Source organism: Flavobacterium anseongense (assembly GCF_021608185.1).
GTDB lineage: Bacteria > Bacteroidota > Bacteroidia > Flavobacteriales > Flavobacteriaceae > Flavobacterium > Flavobacterium anseongense.
On record NZ_JAKIHN010000001.1, the window covers coordinates 38,488 to 56,442 of the forward strand.

A 17,955-nucleotide genomic window follows, 5' to 3' on the forward strand; every position below is an offset into this window, starting at 1 on the left:
AATTCCATTTTGTAGATTTTCAATGAAAGAACTTCAGTATTTAAACAAATATTTTGTCAAATATAAATTCCATTTTTTATTAGGAATTATTACCACCATTGTAGCACAAATTTTCTCACTCTTTACTCCTAAGCTCATTAGCAAATCTTTTAAAGTCATTGAAGATTTTTATAAAAACGGTTTGAGTAATGAAGCAGTTAAAACCGAATTAATTCAAAATATCTTTTGGATTATTGGCACCACTTTAATTGCCGGTGTTTTAACTTTTTTGATGCGACAAACGTTAATTGTAATGTCGCGTCATGTTGAGTTTGATTTGAAAAATGAAGTCTTTAAACATTATGAAGTTCTGGATCAGAATTTTTACAAACGCAACCGAACCGGAGATTTGATGAACCGTATCAGTGAAGACGTTGGAAAAGTCAGAATGTATGTTGGACCGGCAGTAATGTATACCATCAACACATTTATCCGATTTACTGTTGTCATTATATATATGTATAATGTTTCGCCACTACTTACATTATATACTATTCTCCCTTTGCCAATTCTTGCCTTTATCATTTTTAAATTAAGTCAGGAGATCAATAAGAGAAGCACAATTTTTCAACAATATTTATCAAAGGTTTCGAGTTTTACGCAGGAAATATTCTCCGGAATTCGTGTCGTAAAAGCGTATGCATTGGAAAATCAATATCAAAACAATTTGAATGATTTGGCCAAAGAAAGCAAATCCAAAAGTATGAGTTTGGCCGGAGTTCAATCGCTTTTTGGTCCGTTAATGTTGGCTTTGATTGGTGTAAGTAATCTGGTTGTGATTTATGTTGGTGGAATAATGTACATCGACGGAACCATAAAAAGCATTGGAACCATTGCCGAATTTATTTTGTATGTGAATATGCTGACTTGGCCTGTGGCTTCAATTGGCTGGGTTTCTTCATTGGTTCAGGAAGCCGAAGCTTCGCAAAAAAGGATTAATGAATTCCTAAAAATTGAACCTGAAATCAAAAACAAAACCACAGAGAAAACAAACATACAAGGCAATATCGAATTCCGAAATGTGACTTTCACTTATGAAGATACTGAAATTACTGCGTTGCAAAATATTTCATTCACAGTAAAAAGAGGCGAAACTTTAGCGATTTTAGGAAAAACAGGTTCGGGAAAATCGAGCATTTTATCTTTGATTACAAGAATGTATGACATCAAAGACGGAACGATAACTATCGATGGCCAGAAGATTGATGAAGTCAATTTAAATGACTTAAGAAACAGCATTGGCATTGTCCCACAGGATGCTTTTCTTTTCTCGGACACGATTAAAAACAACATCAAATTCGGAAAAGAAAATGCCACCGACGAAGAAGTAATTAATGCTGCAAAAAAAGCAGTGGTCCACAACAATATTGTTCACTTCAAAAAACAATACGAAACCATTTTAGGAGAACGTGGCATCACACTTTCGGGCGGTCAAAAGCAACGTGTTTCTATTGCGAGAGCAATTATCAAAAATCCGGAAATACTATTGCTTGACGATTGTCTTTCGGCTGTAGATACCGAAACTGAAGAACAGATTTTGAATAATTTATTGGAAATTTCTAAAGACAAAACGACCATTATTGTAAGCCACCGGGTTTCTTCAGCAAAAAATGCAGACAAAATAATTATCATCGACGAAGGACAAATCATCCAAGAAGGCACTCATAATCAATTAGTAAACCAAGACGGTTATTATGCCGAATTGTATGCGAAACAACTTTCGGAAAAAGAATTAAATTAATTGTTGTTTGGTAACGAAAAATTTACCATTTTTGAACTGTATAGAAACACTACTAATTGACCGAAAGAATATGAGAGAAAATGATATGTTAGAAAAAGATGAGATTTTTTCTAAAGTTTTAAGAGCCGGAAGAAGAACTTATTTCTTCGATGTGAGAGCAACAAAAGCTGATGATTACTACATAACCATTACCGAAAGTAAAAAATTCACAGAAGAAGATGGTTCTTTTCATTTCAAAAAGCATAAAATTTATTTGTACAAAGAAGACTTCGCTGCTTTCTCTGAAATTTTAGAAGAAATGACCGCTTATGTTTTGAACCACAAGGGCGAAGAAGTAATCTCTGAAAGACATCAAAAGGATTTCAAAAGAGAATACCAACAAGAAACTACGGAAGAGAAACCAACTTCAGAAAAAAGTTTTACCGATATTGATTTTGACGATATTTAATAAAAGTAAAAAGGCATAAGCCAAAAGGAATAAGTCCAAAGCTATTTAGTTTTGGGCTTTTTTTATTTTTAACCAACTCTCAAACCGTTTTCCACTTTCAAATCTGAAGAAAGCAAAACAATATCATCTTCGTTTACCGAACCCAAAACCAAACATTCGCTCATAAAATTGCCGATTTGTTTCTTAGGGAAATTCACAACAGCAACAATTTGTTTCCCTACTAAAGCTTCTTTTGTATAACGCTTTGTGATTTGTGCCGAAGATTTTCTAATTCCGATTTCTGCCCCAAAATATATCGTCAATTGAAATGCCGGTTTTCGTGCTTGTGGAAAATCATTGACTTCAAGTATGGTACCAATTCGCATTTCAACTTTTTCAAAATCCTGCCAGGAAAGGGTTTGTTCCATAAAAAACGTGTTTGTAAAGTTTTTATATAGTTATAAATGTAGTAAAAACATTTTATTTTCTTAATTTTAAGAAATTATAAACTGCATAACCTATTAAATCCCGTTTTCTTTATGAAAATTGCACTTTTTACTAATGAATTTCCTCCTAACATATATGGCGGTGCCGGAGTTCATATTGATTTTCTGAGTCAGGAACTAGCCAAATTAGGTGATGTTGAAGTACGCTGTTTTGGAAATCAGGAGGAACATTTAACATCAATGAACGTTTTGGGCATTCAATCTTCATTAACCAAAATGGAAGATGAAACCAATCCGCATATTAAGATGTTTCATAATTTGAGTAAAAATGTAGAAATGTCACAGCATACGAAGCAAGCCGATGTTGTTCATTGCCATACTTGGTACACACATTTGGCCGGAATATTTTCACGCGAATTGTTGCAAGTACCTTTAATTCTGACTACACATAGTTTAGAAACACATCGCCCATGGAAGGTAGAACAATTGGGTAATGGCTATTTTCTTTCCCGTTGGATAGAAAATCATGCTTACAATACTGCCGATGGTGTAATTGCAGTTAGCCAGCAAATGAAAACAGATGTGGTTGAAGCTTATGGCATAAATCCTGAAAAAGTAACGGTAATTCATAACGGTATTGATCCTGAATTTTACAAACCCACTTTTGATAATCAGTTATTAGAAGAACACGGAATAAATCCGGCGATTCCTTTTGTGCTTTTTGTAGGTAGAATTACGCGTCAAAAAGGAATCTCACAATTGATTTCGGCGGCAAAATATTTTAATAAAAATTGTCAAGTTGTATTGTGCGCAGGTGCACCGGATACGCCTGAAATAGCTAAAGAAACTGAAGAACTTATTGCCGATTTAAAATCGCAACGCGACGGAATAATTTTAATTTCAGAAATGCTTCCGCGCGAAAAAGTCAAAGTGCTTTACAGTCATGCCCGAGTTTTTGCCTGTCCATCGCTTTATGAACCTTTTGGCATTATCAATTTAGAAGCGTTATCGTGCGAAACTCCCGTTGTTGGAAGTGCTGTTGGAGGAATTCCGGAAATAATTCAAGAAGGAAAAACAGGCTATTTAATCGAATTGGAAAGCATTTCCCGAACCGATTTTAATCCAAAAAATCCTGAAACATTTCAAAAGAATTTTGCAGCTAAAGTCAATCTTTTACTAGAAGATGACCATCTGGCAAACCAAATGGGAAAAGCAGGACGACAGAGCGTTTTAGAAAAATTCAGTTGGGAATCGATTGCCAAAACGACCTTTAACTATTATGAGCAAGTAATTGCAAGATTTGAAAAAGAAAAAGCTTAATTTACATAACAATCAAACGTTAATTTTACCATGATAAATAAAAGTACATTAGCCATTATTTTAGGTGGCGGACAAGGTTCAAGATTATCACCATTAACCGAAAGTCGTTCAAAACCAGCCGTGCCGATTGCGGGAAAATATCGTTTAGTTGATATTCCGATTTCTAATTGTATTAATTCAGACATTAAAAGGATGTTTGTTTTAACCCAATTTAATTCGGCTTCCTTAAACCAACACATCAAAAACACCTATCATTTTAGTCATTTCAGTCTGGCTTTTGTCGATATTTTGGCGGCAGAACAAACGCCTGATAATCCAACATGGTTTCAGGGAACAGCCGATGCGGTTAGACAATGTATGACTCATTTTATGAATCATGATTTTGATTATGCTTTGATTTTATCGGGCGACCAATTGTATCAAATGGATTTTAATGAAATGATTAAAGCTCACGAAAAAAGCGGTGCTGACATTTCAATCGCAACCTTACCGGTAACTGCCAAAGAAGCACCGGAATTTGGAATTCTGAAAACGGATTCAGAAAATTTTATCTCATCATTTATTGAAAAACCAAATGTGAGTTTACTTCCCGAATGGACTTCAGAAGTGAGTGAAGAGTCAAAAGCGGAAGGAAAACTTTATTTAGCTTCGATGGGGATTTATATTTTCAATAGGGAATTGTTAGTTGAGTTAATGAAAAACCCCGATACCAAGGATTTTGGAAAAGAAATCATTCCACAAGCAATTGGAAAACAAAAAATATTGAGTTATCAATACGAAGGATATTGGACAGATATTGGAAATATTGATTCTTTTTTTGAAGCTAATTTGGGCTTGACGGATGATATTCCAAAGTTCAATTTATTCGATAATTCCAGTAAAATTTACACGCGTGCAAGGGTTTTGCCACCATCAAAAATTACGGGTGCCTCTACAGTCGATAAATCTGTTGTCGCCGAAGGTTGTATTATAAACGGTACCACTATTGAGCATTCAGTAATTGGAATTAGAAGCAGAATTGATTATGGTTCATCCATTATAAACTCTTATTTAATGGGTAATGATTATTATCAAAATATAGAAGAGATTAGGACGAACAATATGCATGGAATTATTAATATAGGCATTGGTGAACGTTGCTTTATTAACAATACTATTGTAGATAAAAATTGCAGAATTGGAAATGATGTTCGACTCAATGGCGGCAAACATTTAGAAGACACAAATACCGAATTGTACACCGTTAAGGACGGAATTATAGTGGTAAAAAAAGGAGCTGTTATACCCAATGGCTTTACAATATAAAGCTAATAAATCCCGATTGCTCGGGATTTATTTTTTTAATTCATTGTAACGTAGTTGTATATTTTTTGTCCAGCCGCATCATCTAAATGTGCTTTCTTTTGCATGCTTGCTACGATTGGTTTCCACTGTTCTGCAGAGAAATCTTTTGGATCATATAATTTATGACATTTGGCACAATTGTTTTCGTACAAACTTTTGCCTTCTGCCAGTTCCGGCGTCATTACTGTTGCTATTTTAACTTCAGCTGTTGGTTCTGTTTTCTTAACTTCTGTTGTTGGAACACTCGATTTAGACGCACAGGAATAAATGATTAAGGCTAGAACGGATAAGGCAAGTACTTTATATTTCATGTTTTTGTTTTTTGGTTCAAGTAAATATAAAAAAAATCCCAACAGTGAAACTATTGGGAAATTAATCTTAATTAAATCTTAAGGCCTGAGCACATCATGACTACTTCACATCCATCAATTCTACGTCAAAAACTAAAGTTGCGTCTGGTGGAATTACACCACCAGCACCGCTTGAACCGTATCCTAAGTAAGACGGAATAACAAAACGGGCTTTATCACCAACTTGCAACAAAGCAATTCCTTCATCCCATCCTTCAATTACATGTCCTTTTCCTAAAGGAAATTCAATTGGTTTTTTTCTTGGATAAGAAGAATCAAATGTTTTTCCGTTTTCTAATTGTCCGGTGTAATGAACTGAAACTGTTTTACCGGCTTCCGCCTGTTTTCCGTTTCCTTTTTGGATGAATTTATAACGCAAACCACTTGCTGTTTTTTCAAAACCGGCAGCCAATTTTTCCATTGCTTCTTCAGCTTGCTTTTTTGCTTCTTCAATTCTTCTTTGTCTTGAACCTTCAAATGTTCTGAAAGCTTCGATAGCATTCCATTTTTGAGCTTCTTCTCCTACTCTTACGATTTCAATACTGTCAATCAAATCACCTTGAGCAACGGCATCAACAACATCCTGACCTTCTATAACGTGACCAAAAACAGTGTGCTTTCCGTCTAACCAATTTGTTGGAACATGCGTTATAAAAAACTGTGAACCATTGCTTCCCGGACCAGCATTTGCCATTGACAAAACTCCCGGCTTATCGTGTTTTAAAGTTGGATGAAACTCATCGTCAAAGTTGTAACCCGGACCACCTGTTCCGATTCCTTGTGGACAACCACCCTGAATCATAAAATCGGGAATTACTCTGTGAAATTTTAATCCGTCGTAATAAGGTTTTCCCATTGGTTTTGCTGAATTTTCTAATTGTCCTTCGGCTAATCCAACAAAATTACCAACAGTTCCCGGAGTTAAATCGTGTGTTAGTTTTACTAAAATCGAACCTTTAGTTGTGTTGAATTTAGCGTATATTCCATTTTCCATAATCTGAATTTTTATTTTGTGGCGCAAAGATACTGCATAAAATTGTATTTTTGAATACCAATAAAAACGAAAAAAAATGAGTTCTATTTATAACAAAGCCGATAACGAAATTATTATTTCCAGAATCAATAATCTTTCTCCTGAAAGCAAAGCACTATGGGGAAAAATGACCGTTGATCAAATGCTTTCACACTGCCAGGCACCTATGGACTTTGCTTTTGGAAAAACTCCGATGAAAGCTAATTTCCTGATGCAGCTTTTAGGAAAAATGGTGAAAGGCAAAATGCTTAAATCAAAAGAGTTTAAGAAAAACAGTCCGACTGCTCCGAGCTTTATTAGAAAAGGAACTTACGATTTTGAGGAAACCAAGAAAGGGCTAATTGAAAGAATTAACCATTTTTCGGACTTAGGTCAAAAAGCTGTCAAGACTACCAAGCATCCTTTTTTCGGAGAAATGACTTATGACGAATGGAGTCAACTGCAAACCATGCATTTGGATCATCATTTAAAACAGTTTGGTGTTTAAAAATGTAAAGCCCTAGCCCAGATTGCAACGGCATCCTTTTTTATCCTGAACTTGTTTTAGGATCCTGAAACAAGTTCAGGATAAAAAAGATAGAGTGGAAAGCTGGAAACAGCTCCTCATTTCGACAAGCTCAATGTGACATTCTATTTTATATCTTTGCGCCATGCGGATAGACATTATTACCATATTACCGGATTTATTGCGAAGTCCTTTTGAAGGCTCAATCATGAAGCGCGCCATCGAAAAAGGATTGGTGGAAGTTCATTTTCATAATTTAAGGGATTATACAACGAACAAACAAAAAAGCGTTGACGATTATCCTTTTGGTGGTGGTGCCGGAATGGTTATGATGATACAACCCATTGATGATTGTATTACGCATTTAAAAAGTCAGAGAACTTACGACGAAATCATTTATATGTCGCCCGATGGTGAAACTTTGAATCAGAAGATGGCAAATACCGCTTCGATGTATGAAAATATCATTATTCTTTGTGGACATTATAAAGGTGTTGACCAGCGTGTTCGCGACCATTTTATTACCAAAGAAATATCGATTGGCGATTATGTTTTGAGTGGTGGCGAAATTGGCGCTATCGTTTTTTGTGATGCCATCATCCGATTAATTCCAGGCGTTTTATCCGATGAAACTTCGGCATTGACCGATAGTTTTCAGGATAACTTATTGTCGGGACCAATTTATACTCGTCCGGCAGATTATAAAGGCTGGAAAGTTCCCGAGGTTTTAACCAGCGGTCATTTTGCCAAAATTGAAAAATGGCGCGAGGATAAAGCGTTTGAACACACTAAAAATCGTCGTCCGGATTTACTGAAAGAATAAAATATGGAAAAACCAATAGTTTCTGCAATGCTTGCCTATGGAATGTCGGGCAAAGTTTTTCACGCACCTTTTTTAGAAACAAATAAAGGCTTTGAACTTTATGCTGTTTTGGAACGAAATCAAAATAAAGCAGTAAACGATTATCCCAAAATTATCAGTTTTTCAAAGATAACCGATTTACTTTCGGATGAAAAAATTGAATTGGTTGTAATCAATACGCCTAATGAAACTCATTTTGATTATGCTCAACAAGCTTTAAAAGCAAAGAAGCATATTCTAATTGAAAAACCGGCTACAACAACAGCTGAAGAATTTGAAACGCTTTTGGCGTTGGCTGAAAAAGTAAACCGCAAAGTATTTGTTTATCACAACAGAAGATGGAGCAGTGATATCATGGCTGCAAAACAAATCATCAATTCCGGAAAATTGGGAAATATTGTTGAAATGCATCTCCGTTTTGACCGATACAGACCCGAAATTGGCGTAAAATATTTTAAGGAAACTCCAATTCCAAGTAGCGGAATCTGGTATGATTTGGGTTCACATCTAATTGATCAGGCGATTTCAATTTTTGGAACACCAATACGTCATTTTGGAACCAAAAACAGCTATCGCGAAAATTCACAGGTTGATGATTTTGGATTTATGCATCTATTATTTCCGAATAAAGTCAATGTATTTATAACAACAAGTTTACTAATTTCAGATCCACAACCCGGAATTATTATACACGGAACCAAAGGAAGTTTTATTAAAGAATTTTGCGATGAACAGGAAAACCAACTTATTGAAGGCATGTCGCCTTTGCATCCTGAATTTGGTTTGGAAAAGCCAAATAAAGAAGGAAAATTGACTTATTATAATGATAAAGGAGAAAAAGTAACGGAATATATTACTTCTAAAAAAGGTAATTTCAATGCCTTGTTTGATGAAGTTTATCAAAGTATTCGTAACAACAAAGAATTTTCGGTTGATAATCAAGACATTATATTGCAATTAAAATTATTAGTTTAACTCAAAAAAACTCATAATTCATAATTCATAATTGATATTTCTTTTTTATCTTTGCCCCCACTTTGACCAACCTCTGGCGAAAACCGTGAATGTTGCTCAGATTTAAAACCATAATAAGTACAAAAATGGCAAATTTAGTAGATTTCGTTAATAACGAATTATCAACAAAAAAAGATTTCCCTGCGTTCGGTGCTGGTGATACTATCACAGTTTACTACGAAATTAAAGAGGGTGAAAAAACAAGAACTCAGTTTTTCAAAGGAGTTGTAATCCAAAGAAAAGGTGCTGGAGTAACTGAAACTTTTACAATCCGTAAAATGTCTGGTGCAGTTGGTGTAGAGCGTATCTTCCCGGTAAACATGCCAGCTTTACAAAAAGTAGAAGTTAACCAAAGAGGTAAAGTTAGAAGAGCTCGTATCTACTACTTTAGAGAACTTACCGGTAAAAAAGCAAAAATCAAAGAAAGAAGAAGATAATTCTAAACTTTCTATTCATAAAAAAAGTCTCGATTTTGTCGGGACTTTTTTTATTCTCTCAATTTAAATCTGTTATTTTATTAAATCGACAGTTTTTTAAACTTAAAATAACAATTTCACAATTCAAACGATTTCGCCAAAAACAAATAGCGGTTAGATGCGATTTCTTTATATTTGCATGCTTGAAAATGAGCATTTTCGTTATTAAAGCAATATAAACCTAACAATTCGAATAAATAATACTACTAATGACTCAAAATTCCAAAATTCATTACACGCTTACTGATGAGGCACCAATGTTGGCAACTTATTCATTTTTACCTATTGTACAGGCATTTACTGCACCCGCAAATATTGATATAGAACTTAGAGACATTTCACTGGCAGGAAGAATATTATCTAATTTTCCGGAATATTTAAAAGACAACCAAAAAGTAAGTGATGCATTGTCAGAGCTTGGTCAGTTAGCGACCACTCCGGAAGCCAACATCATAAAATTACCAAACGTTTCTGCTTCTATTCCGCAATTATCGGATGCTATAGCTGAATTACAAAAACACGGATTTGCAATTCCTAATTATCCTGACAATCCTAAAAATGAAGATGAAAAAGCAATAAAAGCTAGTTATGCCAAAGTATTGGGATCTGCCGTGAATCCGGTTTTGCGTGAAGGAAATTCTGATCGTAGAGCGCCAAAAGCAGTTAAAAATTATGCCAAAGCCAATCCACATTCAATGGGTGCCTGGTCTAAAGATTCTAAAACCAAAGTGGCCTCGATGAGTCAAGGCGATTTCTACGGGACCGAACAATCAGTTACTGTTGAAAATGCTGCTCAATTCAAAATCGAATTCATTGGAAAAGACGGTTCATCGAAAGAATTAAAAGGTTTATCTTCTTTAAAAGCAGGTGAAGTTATTGATTCATCGGTAATGAATTTAAAAGCGTTAAAAGAATTCGTTTCTGCAACAATAGAAGAAGCAAGAGCTGCCGGGGTTTTATTATCAGCGCACTTAAAGGCAACGATGATGAAAGTTTCCGACCCAATTATTTTCGGAGCTATCGTCGAAGTATATTTCAAAGATGTTTTTACAAAATATACTGATGTATTCAAATCATTAGGATATAAAGCTGATAACGGTTTAGGAGATTTATATGTTAAAATTGCTGGGCATCCGCAAGAATCAGAAATAAAAGCGGCAATTGATGCGGCAATTACTAACGGTCCGGCTATCGCAATGGTGAATTCTGATAAAGGAATTACAAATCTGCATGTTCCTTCTGATGTAATCGTTGATGCATCTATGCCGGCAATGATAAGAACATCGGGACAAATGTGGAACAATGAAGGAAAAGCTCAGGATACATTTGCTTTAATCCCAGACAGATCTTACGCCGGAGTTTATGTTGCTACTATTGAAGACTGCAAAACAAATGGAGCTTTAGATCCAAGAACTATGGGCTCTGTACCTAATGTTGGTTTGATGGCGCAAAAAGCAGAGGAATATGGCTCACACGACAAAACTTTCCAGGCAGTTGCTGACGGAACAATCCGTGTTACTGATGCAGATGGAAAAGTATATATGGAACAAATTGTTGAAACCGGTGATATATTCAGAATGTGCCAAACCAAAGATGCTCCAATTCAGGATTGGATTAAATTAGCCGTAAACAGAGCTCGTTTATCAGCAACTCCGGCTATTTTTTGGCTAGATGAAAACAGAGCGCACGATAGAGAAATCATCAAAAAAGTAAACCACTATTTAAAGGATTACGATACAAATGGATTAGACATCCGAATTATGAATCCGATTGATGCAACTAAATTAACTTTAGAAAGAATCCGCCAGGGATTAGATACTATTTCAGTTACAGGAAACGTATTGCGTGATTATTTAACGGATTTGTTCCCGATTTTGGAAGTTGGTACATCAGCTAAAATGCTATCAATTGTTCCGTTAATGAATGGAGGAGGTTTATTCGAAACCGGAGCTGGTGGTTCTGCTCCAAAACATATCGAACAGTTTATAGAAGAAGGCTATTTGCGTTGGGATTCTTTAGGAGAATTTTTGGCTCTTGGAGCTTCATTAGAGCATTTAAGTCAAACACAAAACAATCCAAAAGCTATGGTTTTAGCAGAAGCTTTGGATGTAGCTACAGAGAAATTTTTGGCTAATGACAAATCTCCCGCACGTAAAGTTGGACAGATAGACAACAGAGGATCACACTTCTATTTAGCGATGTATTGGGCTGAAGCCTTAGCAACGCAAACCAAAGACGCGGAATTACAAGCAAAATTTACTCAAATTGCAGCTGAATTAAATGCTAACGAAAGTACGATTAACGAAGAGTTAATTGGAGCACAGGGAAAACCACAAAACATTGGAGGTTATTATCAACCATCTTATGAATTGACTGAAAAAGCTATGCGCCCAAGCGGAACATTCAATACAATTTTATCGAAATTGGTATAAAACTAAATTTATATTTCATAAAAAAGCGGTCTCGTTACAGAACGAAATCGCTTTTTTTATTCTCCTAAAACATCAACTTTATTGATAATAATCGTAGCTTTTACATTAGTCAACAAGCCCGAAAGATTATTCCCTATAATTTCGCCCTTGTCATTAAAGATAGAAAACTGAGCTGTATTTGGCGAAACCATGCCTTCATTAAGTGCTTCAATTACCAATAGATTTTGACCGTTTCTAAGATTTAATTGAATTTCTCTATAACCTCTCTCTAAAGTAATTGCATCAAATATAACTTCGTCATTAAGAAAAATACGAACAACATCTCCATCGGGATCGCCGTAATCCTTAAGTGCAAATTTTGCAATCGTTGTTGAACATTTATAAGTTGCTAAAAGATAATCTTTTTTATAATAATCATAAATTTTACCATCCTCAACTTGCTTGTTCATTTTATCTGTATAGACTTTAGCCGGACTATCAAATTGTTCTTTTTCAAAAATGCTTTTTTCTTCTTCAGGTTTTTTCTTTAGTAACGAAACACTTTCTCCTAATTTGTCTTTTTTATCAAAAATACTTGGATAAGTTATTGCCTTTGAAGAAGTCGGAGAAACGTTGCCTTTCGGATTTGAAATTGGTGCAATTGAAATTGTCTTCTTAGGCAACTCAAATTGAGAGAAACCTTTGAAGGAAACAATTACTATAAATAAAAAAGCAAAACCTGCTTTCATGAACCGTTTATTTAGGTTGTAAAAGTATCTAAAATCAAATCAAAAAAACCTTGTAATTAACCAAAAGTTAACAAATTATACTGACTTTTAAACTAAATTTGTTAAGACAAACTCTCAATACACAATTAAAAATTATGTTGAAAAAAATAAACCTGCTTTTTTACTTAGTATTGATTCCAACTGTTTTATTGGCACAAAAAAAGCATACCATCAGTGGGACCGTTTTTGATGACAAGAATAAAGAAACACTTATTGGCGCTTCGCTTTATATTGAAGAAACCAAAACAGCTTTTAGTACAAATGAATACGGCTTTTACTCCATAACACTACCTGAAGGCAATTATACATTGACAACAAGTTATGTTGGGTATATAAATTCTCAGGAAAAAATTTCCTTAACTCAAGATTTAAAGAAAAATATATTACTGACTGTCAACACACAAGTTTTAGATGAAGTCGTTATAGTTGAAAATAAGAAAAGAATAAACATCAAAAAACCTGAAATGAGTGTAAACAAACTCACTATTCAGGAAATAAAGGAAATGCCTGTTCTTTTTGGTGAAGTTGATATTATAAAATCTATTTTAACATTGCCTGGTGTTACCAATGCTGGTGAAGGACAATCCGGATTCAACGTTCGTGGTGGTGGCGCAGATCAAAATCTGATTCAGCTTGATGAAGCCACAATCTACAATTCTTCACATCTTTTTGGTCTGTTTTCGGTATTCAACCCAGATGCCATAAAGGACTTAAAACTTTACAAAGGTGGAATCCCTGCAAGATATGGCGGCAGATTATCTTCTATTTTGGATATTTATCAAAAAGAAGGAAATAAAAATAGTTTTCATGTGAATGGCGGAGTTGGACTGATAACCAGCAGAATACTTGCCGAAGGTCCAATTGTAAAAGACAAAGGTTCGTTTGTAGTAGCCGGAAGAGGCTCTTATGCTCATTTGTTTTTAAAATTAATTGATAACCCGAATTCGGCTTACTTCTATGATTTGAATACCAAACTCAGCTATTCTTTAAACGAAAAGAATAACATCTACCTGTCCGGTTATTTTGGCCGCGATGTTTTTCAATTGAGTGATAGCTTTAAGAATACCTATGGAAATTCTATTTTAAATTTACGTTGGAATCATTTGTTTTCCAATAAGCTCTTTTCAAACTTATCATTAATATACTCTGACTATTATTATGGATTACAATTGGATTTTATTGGGCTTAACTGGGAAAGCGGTATAAAAAATTTCAATCTCAAATACGATTTCAAACATTATTTAACCGACAAATTAAAGCTCACTTATGGGGTTCACGGGAATTATTATGAATTTAACCCCGGAACAATTAGTCCAACTGGTGAAGATTCAAGTATTAATCCCGATCAACTTGACAAAAAATATGCTTTTGAATCGGCTATTTATATGGATGCCGAACATGAGATAAGCGATAAAATTGCGCTTTCCTATGGATTACGCTTTAGTACTTTTCTGCGACTTGGACTGCAGACTTTAAATACCTATGAAAACAATCAACCAGTAGTTTTCAATCCGGAGTTTTCTATTTATGAAAGTGCCGAACCAAATGGTACCATCCATTACGGGAAGAATAAAACCATTGCTAAATTTGACAATCTCGAACCAAGATTTGCCATTTCCTATGCTATGAACGAGCATCAATCAGTTAAGGCAAGTTACAACCGAATGTCACAATACCTACATTTGATTTCCAACACACAATCTCCTACTCCTTTGGATGTTTGGGCACCAAGTGATCGATACCTGAAGCCACAATTACTTGACCAAGTAGCTCTTGGTTATTTTCAAAATTTTAAAGACGATGCCTATTCTCTGGAAGTTGAGACCTTTTTCAAAAAAATAAAAAACCGGGTTGACTATATTGATGGCGCTAATTTGATTGCCAATGAAGCAATTGAGAGGGCAATACTCAATGGAAAAGCAAGAGCCTATGGACTGGAAGTTCTATTCAGAAAAAATGAAGGCAGAACAACAGGTTGGTTGTCCTATACACTTTCAAGAACCGAACAGCAAGTACCGGGAAGAACTGCAGAAGAAACCGGAATTAATAATGGCAGATGGTACAAAACCGGCTTCGATAAAACGCATAATCTGGCTGTAGTGGGAAATTACAAACTCAATGAAAAATGGCGTTTTGGTGCTAATTTCATTCTCCAGACCGGACAGCCCGTTACTTTTCCTAATGGGCAATATGTTTATGAGGGAATTACAGTTCCAAGCTATACCAGCAGAAACAAGGAAAATCTTCCGGCCTATCACCGCTTAGATGTTTCTGCGACAATGACTCCCAGAAAAAATAAAGGTAGAAAATGGCAGTCTGAATGGGTATTTGGAATATATAACATTTACAACAGACAAAATGCGGCTTCCATCACATTTAGACAAAACGATGAAACTGCTGCTAATGAAGCCGTTCGATTAACCATATTCGGTTTCGTTCCGAGCGCAACTTATAACATAAAGTTTTAAAACATGAAAAAGATAATTCTACTCATTTTAATCATCATTTCTTTCACTTCATGTGAAAAAGTAATTGATGTGAGTCTTGCTACCGGTGAACCTAAATTAGTTGTGGAAGCCTCCATCAATTGGTATGAAGGAACCGATGGCAGTCAACAAAAAATAAGACTGTCAACAACTACAGATTATTTTGCAACCGAAGTCCCTCCGGTCACAGATGCTGTAGTCACTATTACAAACAGTCAGGGACAAGTATTCATTTTTGTACAAAATACAACTCCGGGAACTTACGTCTGTACTGATTTCACTCCAATCGTAAATGAAACCTATACGCTAACTATTTTGTATCAAGGAGAAACTTATACTGCCACAGACAACTTACTTGATACGCCACAAATCATACGAGTTGAACAAAAAAATGATGCCGGTTTTCTTGGCAATGAAACTGAAGTCAAATTCTTTTTCAATGATCTTGTCAACGAAACCAACCATTACTTTATAAAAATTGATGATCCTTATAAAGTGATTCCGGAGTACGGGGTAATAGAAGACCGATTCTTTCAAAATAACGAAATGTTCAGTTTATACTACAGTGAGGATTTAAAACCCGGTGATACACTGAAGTGTACTTTAAACGGTGTAACATTAAACTATTACAACTACATGAACATTTTATTGACCCAGACAGGCACGAATAGTGCAGGTCCTTTTTCGACTCCAACATCAACAGTGAGAGGTAATGTGGTCAATCGAACAAATTTTGACAATTTTGCATTGGGCTATTTCAGACTGAGCAAAACTTCTGTAAACGAATATATCATTCAGTAAAAAATACGAGGTACAAAGTACGAAGTGGGAAGTTAATAAAGTTTGACTTCGTACTTCCAACTTCGTCCCTCGTACTTTTTTATTACTTTTACACTTCGTACCTCCAACTTCTAACTTCGTACATTAAAATGTCATCACACCACATCGTTCGCGACGATCAAGAACCTGCTTTAATCATTGCCAATGGTGAAGCCTGTAGTTCTGAATTATTAGGACAATTGCTCGAATGGTCGCCTTTAGTCATCGTTTTAGATTCGGCTATTGAACGTGTTCTCGAATTGGGAATAAAAGTTGATGTGTTGCTGGGTGATTTTGACCGCGGCTTTGATGTCAATCATTACAAAGAAAAGCAATATCCAATCGAAATCGTGTATGCTCCAAACCAGGACAAAACCGATTTAGAAAAAGCATTTGATTATTTAATCGAAAAAGGGCACAAAGCAGCCAATGTTATTTGGGCAACCGGAAGACGCGCCGATCATACCATTACCAATTTAACGAATATTGTTGCCTACAGAAATCTCCTAAAAGTTGTGATTCTCGACGACCATTCTAAAGTGTATTTGCTGCCCACAGTTTTTGAGAAATGGTATACCGCCAACACCATTTTATCGTTAATTCCGATTGGAAAAGTTACTGGTATCCATACTAAAAACCTTTTTTATCCGTTAAACCATGAAGATTTAACTATTGGTTACCGAACCGGCAGCAGCAATCATGTAATCCAGGATGGAATTGTTTCCATCATTCACAAGGAAGGCGATTTGTTGCTAATGGAATGTTGGGACTAAGCCATTATTTACCTTATGAAAAACCCTAAAATAGAAATCACCGAAACTAAAGTGCTGTCCAACAACTGGTATACACTCCGAAAAGTAACTTACAATTATCTCAAAAAAGACGGAACTTGGCAAACACAATCGCGTGAAGCATATGACAGAGGAAATGGTGCCACAATTTTGCTGTATAATAAAAAGACAAAAACAATTATCCTCACACGTCAGTTCAGATTGCCAACCTATTTAAATGGAAATGAAACCGGAATGCTGATTGAAGCCTGCGCCGGATTATTGGACAAAGACAACGCCGAAGAATGCATTCGCAGAGAAACTGAAGAAGAAACCGGCTATAAAATTTCATCAGTTGAAAAAGTATTTGAAGTTTATATGTCGCCTGGTTCTGTAACAGAAATTGTCCATTTTTTTACAGCTGAATATACCAAAGACATGAAAGTCAATGATGGAGGTGGCATTGCCGATGAACAGGAAAATATTGAAGTTTTGGAACTTGATTTTGACGAAGCTTATGCCATGATTGCTTCAGGAGAAATAAAGGATGCAAAGACAATTATGTTGCTTCAGCACGCAAAAATTAATTTATACTGGTAGGGTAAATGTGGTGTGCAATTGTTTTCAGTGTAATTAATCAAGCATTAAATATACAATTCAAATTCAATCACTTTTATTCTACAATAATTCATAACAGCCATGAAACGTATTTTAACTCTTTTACTTTTAAGTTTATCGCTATATTCTTTTTCTCAGGAAGTAAATACCCTGCAAAATTCATTTTCAAAAGCAAAACTGGAACATAAAAAAGTATTGTTCTTCTTTTCTGGTTCCGACTGGTGTTCACCTTGCGTAAAATTTAAAAGAAGCTTCATCGACTCCGAAGCTTTTGCAGCATTCTCAGCTTCAAATCTTATTGTCTTTAATGCTGATTTTCCGAGACAGAAAAAAAATGCCTTATCCAAAGAGCAAACTTCAGAAAACGAAAAATTAGCAGAAAAATATAACCCAAACGGATTGTTTCCTTTAATTATTTTATTTGATGAAAATGGAAAAATAATACGCAAATGGGAAGAATTACCTCAGGAAACAGTTGCTGAATTCATCAGTAAATTGAAATAATC

The 17,955-nt window shown here is 35.2% G+C and carries 18 protein-coding genes; 14 read left to right on the plus strand and 4 right to left on the minus strand.

The features are described 5' to 3' along the window. Positions 1-22: 22 nt before the first annotated feature. Together L1S35_RS00205 and L1S35_RS00210 are read left to right on the plus strand one after the other, a co-directional pair. Positions 23-1,780 (plus strand): ABC transporter ATP-binding protein, encoded by a 1,758-nt coding sequence (locus tag L1S35_RS00205; protein ID WP_236395665.1) that lies wholly within the window; start codon positions 23-25, stop codon positions 1,778-1,780. 70 nt (positions 1,781-1,850) lie between these two features. Next, entirely contained in the window at positions 1,851-2,228 is a 378-nt protein-coding gene (locus L1S35_RS00210; protein ID WP_136153119.1) for a PUR family DNA/RNA-binding protein, read from the plus strand. A gap of 68 nt (positions 2,229-2,296) precedes the next feature. Here the strand turns inward: L1S35_RS00210 and L1S35_RS00215 are convergent, their stop codons facing one another. Beyond that, complete coding sequence (locus L1S35_RS00215) at positions 2,297-2,635, minus strand: tRNA-binding protein (protein WP_236395667.1); 339 nt, start codon at positions 2,633-2,635, stop codon at positions 2,297-2,299. A 111-nt stretch (positions 2,636-2,746) separates the two neighbouring features. Between L1S35_RS00215 and glgA the strand changes: the two genes are divergently transcribed. Both glgA and L1S35_RS00225 read left to right on the plus strand, forming a co-directional pair. Further along, positions 2,747-3,973, plus strand: coding sequence for a glycogen synthase (glgA, locus tag L1S35_RS00220; protein ID WP_236395669.1), 1,227 nt, complete (start codon positions 2,747-2,749; stop codon positions 3,971-3,973). Between the two features lie 30 nt (positions 3,974-4,003). Then, positions 4,004-5,278 (plus strand): glucose-1-phosphate adenylyltransferase, encoded by a 1,275-nt coding sequence (locus L1S35_RS00225; RefSeq protein ID WP_236395670.1) that lies wholly within the window; start codon positions 4,004-4,006, stop codon positions 5,276-5,278. 35 nt (positions 5,279-5,313) lie between these two features. On the opposite strand, the gene L1S35_RS00230 is transcribed toward L1S35_RS00225, so the two are convergent. Together L1S35_RS00230 and L1S35_RS00235 are read right to left on the minus strand one after the other, a co-directional pair. After that, positions 5,314-5,628 (minus strand): c-type cytochrome, encoded by a 315-nt coding sequence (locus tag L1S35_RS00230; protein ID WP_236395671.1) that lies wholly within the window; start codon positions 5,626-5,628, stop codon positions 5,314-5,316. 100 nt (positions 5,629-5,728) lie between these two features. Continuing rightward, the gene (locus L1S35_RS00235) at positions 5,729-6,661 is read right to left on the minus strand and encodes a peptidylprolyl isomerase (protein ID WP_236395672.1); all 933 of its coding nucleotides are present in this window, start codon (positions 6,659-6,661) and stop codon (positions 5,729-5,731) included. A 76-nt stretch (positions 6,662-6,737) separates the two neighbouring features. Here L1S35_RS00235 and L1S35_RS00240 point away from each other — a divergent pair, with 76 nt between their 5' ends. The 5 genes from L1S35_RS00240 to L1S35_RS00260 all read left to right on the plus strand — a co-directional run bounded on the left by L1S35_RS00240 (position 6,738) and on the right by L1S35_RS00260 (position 11,989). Continuing rightward, positions 6,738-7,187, plus strand: coding sequence for a DUF1569 domain-containing protein (locus L1S35_RS00240; protein ID WP_236395673.1), 450 nt, complete (start codon positions 6,738-6,740; stop codon positions 7,185-7,187). A gap of 163 nt (positions 7,188-7,350) precedes the next feature. Then, positions 7,351-8,028, plus strand: a complete 678-nt coding sequence (trmD, locus tag L1S35_RS00245; RefSeq protein WP_236395674.1) for a tRNA (guanosine(37)-N1)-methyltransferase TrmD — start codon at positions 7,351-7,353, stop codon at positions 8,026-8,028. 3 nt (positions 8,029-8,031) lie between these two features. After that, positions 8,032-9,042 carry a Gfo/Idh/MocA family oxidoreductase gene (locus tag L1S35_RS00250; RefSeq protein ID WP_236395675.1) on the plus strand — a complete coding sequence of 337 codons (1,011 nt, stop codon included), beginning with the start codon at positions 8,032-8,034 and terminating at the stop codon, positions 9,040-9,042. A gap of 125 nt (positions 9,043-9,167) precedes the next feature. Continuing rightward, on the plus strand, positions 9,168-9,518 hold the full coding sequence (rplS, locus tag L1S35_RS00255) for a 50S ribosomal protein L19 (protein WP_236395676.1): 351 nt from the start codon (positions 9,168-9,170) through the stop codon (positions 9,516-9,518). Positions 9,519-9,766: 248 nt separating this feature from the next. After that, positions 9,767-11,989, plus strand: a complete 2,223-nt coding sequence (locus L1S35_RS00260; protein ID WP_236395677.1) for an NADP-dependent isocitrate dehydrogenase — start codon at positions 9,767-9,769, stop codon at positions 11,987-11,989. 56 nt (positions 11,990-12,045) lie between these two features. Here the strand turns inward: L1S35_RS00260 and L1S35_RS00265 are convergent, their stop codons facing one another. Further along, on the minus strand, positions 12,046-12,717 hold the full coding sequence (locus L1S35_RS00265) for a hypothetical protein (protein ID WP_236395678.1): 672 nt from the start codon (positions 12,715-12,717) through the stop codon (positions 12,046-12,048). A 134-nt stretch (positions 12,718-12,851) separates the two neighbouring features. Between L1S35_RS00265 and L1S35_RS00270 the strand changes: the two genes are divergently transcribed. From L1S35_RS00270 to L1S35_RS00290, 5 genes are all read left to right on the plus strand, one after another. Next, the gene (locus tag L1S35_RS00270; protein ID WP_236395679.1) at positions 12,852-15,224 is read left to right on the plus strand and encodes a TonB-dependent receptor; all 2,373 of its coding nucleotides are present in this window, start codon (positions 12,852-12,854) and stop codon (positions 15,222-15,224) included. Between the two features lie 3 nt (positions 15,225-15,227). Then, complete coding sequence (locus L1S35_RS00275; protein WP_236395680.1) at positions 15,228-16,043, plus strand: DUF4249 family protein; 816 nt, start codon at positions 15,228-15,230, stop codon at positions 16,041-16,043. A 128-nt stretch (positions 16,044-16,171) separates the two neighbouring features. Continuing rightward, the gene (locus tag L1S35_RS00280; RefSeq protein ID WP_236395681.1) at positions 16,172-16,834 is read left to right on the plus strand and encodes a thiamine diphosphokinase; all 663 of its coding nucleotides are present in this window, start codon (positions 16,172-16,174) and stop codon (positions 16,832-16,834) included. A 15-nt stretch (positions 16,835-16,849) separates the two neighbouring features. Next, positions 16,850-17,431 carry a GDP-mannose pyrophosphatase NudK gene (nudK, locus tag L1S35_RS00285; protein ID WP_236395682.1) on the plus strand — a complete coding sequence of 194 codons (582 nt, stop codon included), beginning with the start codon at positions 16,850-16,852 and terminating at the stop codon, positions 17,429-17,431. 99 nt (positions 17,432-17,530) lie between these two features. Then, positions 17,531-17,953 (plus strand): thioredoxin family protein, encoded by a 423-nt coding sequence (locus L1S35_RS00290; RefSeq protein WP_236395683.1) that lies wholly within the window; start codon positions 17,531-17,533, stop codon positions 17,951-17,953. The last annotated feature ends 2 nt before the right edge of the window (positions 17,954-17,955 follow it).

Coding starts and splice junctions, on each gene's coding strand:
- L1S35_RS00205 (WP_236395665.1), top strand. CDS start 23: ATGAAAGAACTTCAGTATTTAAACAAATATTTTGTCAAATATAAATTC.
- L1S35_RS00210 (WP_136153119.1), top strand. CDS start 1,851: ATGAGAGAAAATGATATGTTAGAAAAAGATGAGATTTTTTCTAAAGTT.
- L1S35_RS00215 (WP_236395667.1), bottom strand. CDS start 2,635: ATGGAACAAACCCTTTCCTGGCAGGATTTTGAAAAAGTTGAAATGCGA.
- glgA (WP_236395669.1), top strand. CDS start 2,747: ATGAAAATTGCACTTTTTACTAATGAATTTCCTCCTAACATATATGGC.
- L1S35_RS00225 (WP_236395670.1), top strand. CDS start 4,004: ATGATAAATAAAAGTACATTAGCCATTATTTTAGGTGGCGGACAAGGT.
- L1S35_RS00230 (WP_236395671.1), bottom strand. CDS start 5,628: ATGAAATATAAAGTACTTGCCTTATCCGTTCTAGCCTTAATCATTTAT.
- L1S35_RS00235 (WP_236395672.1), bottom strand. CDS start 6,661: ATGGAAAATGGAATATACGCTAAATTCAACACAACTAAAGGTTCGATT.
- L1S35_RS00240 (WP_236395673.1), top strand. CDS start 6,738: ATGAGTTCTATTTATAACAAAGCCGATAACGAAATTATTATTTCCAGA.
- trmD (WP_236395674.1), top strand. CDS start 7,351: ATGCGGATAGACATTATTACCATATTACCGGATTTATTGCGAAGTCCT.
- L1S35_RS00250 (WP_236395675.1), top strand. CDS start 8,032: ATGGAAAAACCAATAGTTTCTGCAATGCTTGCCTATGGAATGTCGGGC.
- rplS (WP_236395676.1), top strand. CDS start 9,168: ATGGCAAATTTAGTAGATTTCGTTAATAACGAATTATCAACAAAAAAA.
- L1S35_RS00260 (WP_236395677.1), top strand. CDS start 9,767: ATGACTCAAAATTCCAAAATTCATTACACGCTTACTGATGAGGCACCA.
- L1S35_RS00265 (WP_236395678.1), bottom strand. CDS start 12,717: ATGAAAGCAGGTTTTGCTTTTTTATTTATAGTAATTGTTTCCTTCAAA.
- L1S35_RS00270 (WP_236395679.1), top strand. CDS start 12,852: ATGTTGAAAAAAATAAACCTGCTTTTTTACTTAGTATTGATTCCAACT.
- L1S35_RS00275 (WP_236395680.1), top strand. CDS start 15,228: ATGAAAAAGATAATTCTACTCATTTTAATCATCATTTCTTTCACTTCA.
- L1S35_RS00280 (WP_236395681.1), top strand. CDS start 16,172: ATGTCATCACACCACATCGTTCGCGACGATCAAGAACCTGCTTTAATC.
- nudK (WP_236395682.1), top strand. CDS start 16,850: ATGAAAAACCCTAAAATAGAAATCACCGAAACTAAAGTGCTGTCCAAC.
- L1S35_RS00290 (WP_236395683.1), top strand. CDS start 17,531: ATGAAACGTATTTTAACTCTTTTACTTTTAAGTTTATCGCTATATTCT.